This is a genomic window from Bradyrhizobium sp. P2_E8 (assembly GCF_056403875.1).
This window is the reverse complement of sequence record NZ_JBFUES010000858.1, coordinates 1-3240: the sequence shown is the minus strand read 5'-3', so window position 1 is coordinate 3240 and position 3240 is coordinate 1. Positions and strand designations below refer to the sequence as shown.

The window sequence follows — 3240 nt, the reverse complement described above, 5'->3', positions numbered from 1 at the left end:
ATCGAAGAGGGTGCATTGGTCGGCATGGGCTCGATCGTGATGAACGGCGCGAAGATCGGCCGCAACAGCATCGTCGGCGCCGGTTCCGTCATCACCGAGGGCAAGGAGTTTCCCGAACGCTCCCTGATCATCGGCTCGCCCGCACGCGTGATCCGCACGCTCGACGATGCCCAGGTGCAGAGGATGGGAAGCGCGGCGAAGTTTTACGTCGCCAACGGCCCGCGCTTCAGGAAAGGCCTGAGGCGGATCGGCTGATGCGCGTGCCGGCTCTCCTCAGCCGGGGATGTTGGCGCGCGCGGCGCGCTCGCCCTCGGCAAAAGGATCGCGATCGGTCATCGTGATTTGGCCTTTCTGGCTTTGGGACGCGCGGCCGGCTTGTCCGGTTCGGCGCCGAGCCTGGCGCTTTTGCGCAATGCGTCCCGGAGATCGATCGGGATGCCGTGCTTCTTCAGCAGGTCGGCAAAGGCTTCGTCCGCGAGCTCTTGAAACGTCGCCATCCTGTCGCGTCCCAGTTGCTTGAGCTTGTCGAACGTGTCCTCGTCGAACGCGATCAGTTTGCGCATGATCGTGGCTGCCTCCTCGTTTCAAGCTGATGTGACGGCACTTGTTCCGGAACGGGCCATGGTCCGGACCGTTGACAGGTAAAGGAGCATTTCCAATGGCCACCTCGCCTGCAACCGCTTCGATGAAGACCTTGATCGTGATCCTCAGCCTCGCGGCAATGCCGGCCGTATCATTCGCGCAAGCGACCGGCGGCTCTGCGGGATCCACTGGCGGTTCGTCGGGATCGACGACCGGAGGCGTCGCCAACTCGCCGGCGCCGCCGCCCGGCACCAACAGCCTGGGGACGGCTCAATCGTCCGGACCCGGCACCGGCTCCGGAGTCACCACCGGCACCGGCTCCGGCGCGGCCGCCGATGCCACCGTCAATACCGAGAACCGGCAGCTCGACAAGAAGATGAAGAGCATCTGCCGCGGCTGCTGATGCTCGCGCGGAAGTGAGACAGTGTGGCTGTCAGGAGTGCCCCGATAGCATTAGCTTGATCCTGCTTTGAAGCGTGGAGCGTGTCCACGCAGAGGATCGAGTAAATGTTACGCAAGATGATCATGGCAGCGCTGGCCGTCGCAGCGGTCGGTCTCTCGGCGCCGCAGGCGGCCCAGGCGCGGGGCGGTTTTGGACATGGCGGCGGCTGGGGCCATGGCGGCTGGGGTCATGGCGGCCACTGGCATGGCGGCGGCTTCTGGCCCGGCCTCGCCATCGGCGCGGGCATTGCCGGTGCCGGCTATTACGGTGGCTATTATGGCTACGGCTCCCCGTATTACGGCGACCCGTATTATTATGGTACCGGCTACGACGACGGTTATGGCGGATGCTATGTCGTGCGTAAGCGCGTGATGACGCCATCGGGATGGCGCTTCAGGCGCGTCGACGTCTGCGAGTGAGCGGGAAGACCTGCCGGCCTGCTAAAAAACAAGGCCGTTGACGCAGTATACCGTCAACGACCTTGCCAGCCCCGGACATTGAAATCGGCTCACACCATCCGGTGACGGCGAGCATCGCGCGGAATCACACGGGCGAATGTGATCCAGTTCACAAGTGACGAAAATTATGTCTGCGTGGGTGACCGGCTCAGCCGCGCGAGCGCTTGCGCGCGCTGGCATGGACGCGATTGCGCGCCGGTTTCCTGCGGGTAACCGACGGCGTCTCGGCCTCGGTGGCCCGGGCACTGGCAAAGGACTGGCGCAGGCCGTCGATGGACTCGTTCAGCGTCGCCACCTGCTCCGACAGGCGCTTGGTATCGGCCTGCTGGGCCGCGAGCAGCCGCTTCACGGTCTGGAGCTGGTCCTGCACGACCTGGAGCTGGTCGATCGATTCCTGCTGGGTCGCCTCCAGCCCCTTGGTCTTCTCGACCAGCTGCTCGGAGGCCTGGGCCGTGCGGGCCTGGAGCTGGCGTGACGCGACCACCCGGTCGGCCTCCGGCGCAGCGCCGGTATAGGCGCGCCAGATCGCAATCGAAGTCACGCCGGCGATCAGCAAGAGGAGGGCGGCGGCGGTCAGCGCGATGGGCTGGGCGCCGAGGCGAAACAGGGGGTTGGACGGTGTGTCCTCTGCGAGATCGATCATCGCTGACAAAACCCAAATTGAAACTTGGTGAGTGGCGAAGACCGGCAACCCAGGGGCCGCCGGGATGTCCCGAAAACGCAACAGTTCGGCAACAAATGGGACCAAAAAGAGGCTGAAGGCGAAAAACCAGCAATCTTCTGGCCTTAAGGCCTCCAAAGGCCCCGCCGGAAGCGGCGATCAGGGCTGAAACGGCGAAAACGGCCCGGAATAGGTCTTCGACCGTGGCGCAGCGTAGGGCCCCAGCCGGGACGTCTTCAGGCCGAGTCGCACGAGCGATTCCGCCAGTGTCACGGCGGCAGCGACGCCGTCGACCACGGGCAGGCCATGCGCGGCGGCGAGCTCGGCGGCGAGATCGGCCATGCCGGCGCAGCCGAGCACGATGGCCTCCGCGCGGTCGTTTCGGATCGCGGCCGTGATCTCCGCGGAGATTTTTGCGAGCGCATCGGCGTTGCGCTCCTCGAGCGCGAGCACCGGGACCTCGGCGGCACGGACGCGAGCGCAGCGACCGGCGAGGCCGTACTTCGTCAGATTATGCTCGATCGGCACGATGGAGACACCGAGCGTCGTCACCACGACAAAGCGCGCCGCGATCAGGCTCGCCATGTGGAAGCCCGCTTCGCCAATGCCGATCACCGGCGCTTTCGCGGCCGTGCGTGCCGCGTCGAGGCCGGTGTCGTCGAAGCAGGCGATGATGTGGGCGTCCGCGCCGTCGCGGTCGGCCTCGCGGATGCAGCCGAGCATGCCGGGGACGGCGAAGGCCTCGTCGTAAAAGCCCTCGATCGAGACCGGGCCCATCGCCGGCTGGCGCGCGTCGATCTCGGTGCCGGGCAGGGCGACGCTGCGCGCCGCGGCGGCGATCTTCGCCGTCATCGACGCGGTGGTGTTGGGATTGACGACGTGAAGTCGCATCAGATCAGACAAGCCCCTTCTCAGACAAGTCCTTTGCCGGCGTCCGAGCCCTTGGCCGCCTGCCGCTTGTTCAGCACGTGGATGGTGCCGAGCGCAAGCGTGATCACCGTGAACGAGACGGCGGAGATCACGGTGCCGAGCGCGTAGATGTCGGGGTTCGTCACGGTGGTGGTGAGGCCCTGGAGATCGAGCGGCAACGTATTCAC

Annotated in this window: 6 protein-coding genes and 1 pseudogene; 3 read left to right on the top strand and 4 right to left on the bottom strand. The window is 65.8% G+C overall.

What is annotated here, in order from left to right:
- Positions 1-255: gamma carbonic anhydrase family protein (locus tag AC1D00_RS33170; protein WP_477013571.1), on the top strand; the 255-nt coding region annotated here is incomplete at its 5' end.
- Between the two features lie 77 nt (positions 256-332).
- Here the strand turns inward: AC1D00_RS33170 and AC1D00_RS33165 are convergent.
- Positions 333-563, bottom strand: a complete 231-nt coding sequence (locus AC1D00_RS33165; RefSeq protein WP_049823738.1) for a hypothetical protein — start codon at positions 561-563, stop codon at positions 333-335.
- Positions 564-658: 95 nt separating this feature from the next.
- Here AC1D00_RS33165 and AC1D00_RS33160 point away from each other — a divergent pair, with 95 nt between their 5' ends.
- Both AC1D00_RS33160 and AC1D00_RS33155 read left to right on the top strand, forming a co-directional pair.
- Positions 659-985: a hypothetical protein gene (locus AC1D00_RS33160; RefSeq protein ID WP_135174262.1), complete on the top strand. Its 327-nt coding sequence runs from the start codon at positions 659-661 to the stop codon at positions 983-985.
- A 104-nt stretch (positions 986-1089) separates the two neighbouring features.
- Positions 1090-1443, top strand: a complete 354-nt coding sequence (locus tag AC1D00_RS33155) for a hypothetical protein (protein WP_477013570.1) — start codon at positions 1090-1092, stop codon at positions 1441-1443.
- A gap of 187 nt (positions 1444-1630) precedes the next feature.
- Here the strand turns inward: AC1D00_RS33155 and AC1D00_RS33150 are convergent, their stop codons facing one another.
- The 3 genes and pseudogenes from AC1D00_RS33150 to AC1D00_RS33140 form a co-directional block, all read right to left on the bottom strand.
- Positions 1631-2125, bottom strand: coding sequence for a hypothetical protein (locus AC1D00_RS33150; RefSeq protein ID WP_477013569.1), 495 nt, complete (start codon positions 2123-2125; stop codon positions 1631-1633).
- A gap of 177 nt (positions 2126-2302) precedes the next feature.
- The gene (locus AC1D00_RS33145; RefSeq protein WP_477013572.1) at positions 2303-3034 is read right to left on the bottom strand and encodes an aspartate/glutamate racemase family protein; all 732 of its coding nucleotides are present in this window, start codon (positions 3032-3034) and stop codon (positions 2303-2305) included.
- A 20-nt stretch (positions 3035-3054) separates the two neighbouring features.
- Positions 3055-3240, bottom strand: a pseudogene (locus AC1D00_RS33140) (ABC transporter permease); the annotation flags it as partial.

What these genes read in the sequence shown, in the direction of transcription:
- AC1D00_RS33165 (WP_049823738.1), bottom strand. Translation starts at nt 563, where the DNA reads ATGCGCAAACTGATCGCGTTCGACGAGGACACGTTCGACAAGCTCAAG.
- AC1D00_RS33160 (WP_135174262.1), top strand. Translation starts at nt 659, where the DNA reads ATGGCCACCTCGCCTGCAACCGCTTCGATGAAGACCTTGATCGTGATC.
- AC1D00_RS33155 (WP_477013570.1), top strand. Translation starts at nt 1,090, where the DNA reads ATGTTACGCAAGATGATCATGGCAGCGCTGGCCGTCGCAGCGGTCGGT.
- AC1D00_RS33150 (WP_477013569.1), bottom strand. Translation starts at nt 2,125, where the DNA reads ATGATCGATCTCGCAGAGGACACACCGTCCAACCCCCTGTTTCGCCTC.
- AC1D00_RS33145 (WP_477013572.1), bottom strand. Translation starts at nt 3,034, where the DNA reads ATGCGACTTCACGTCGTCAATCCCAACACCACCGCGTCGATGACGGCG.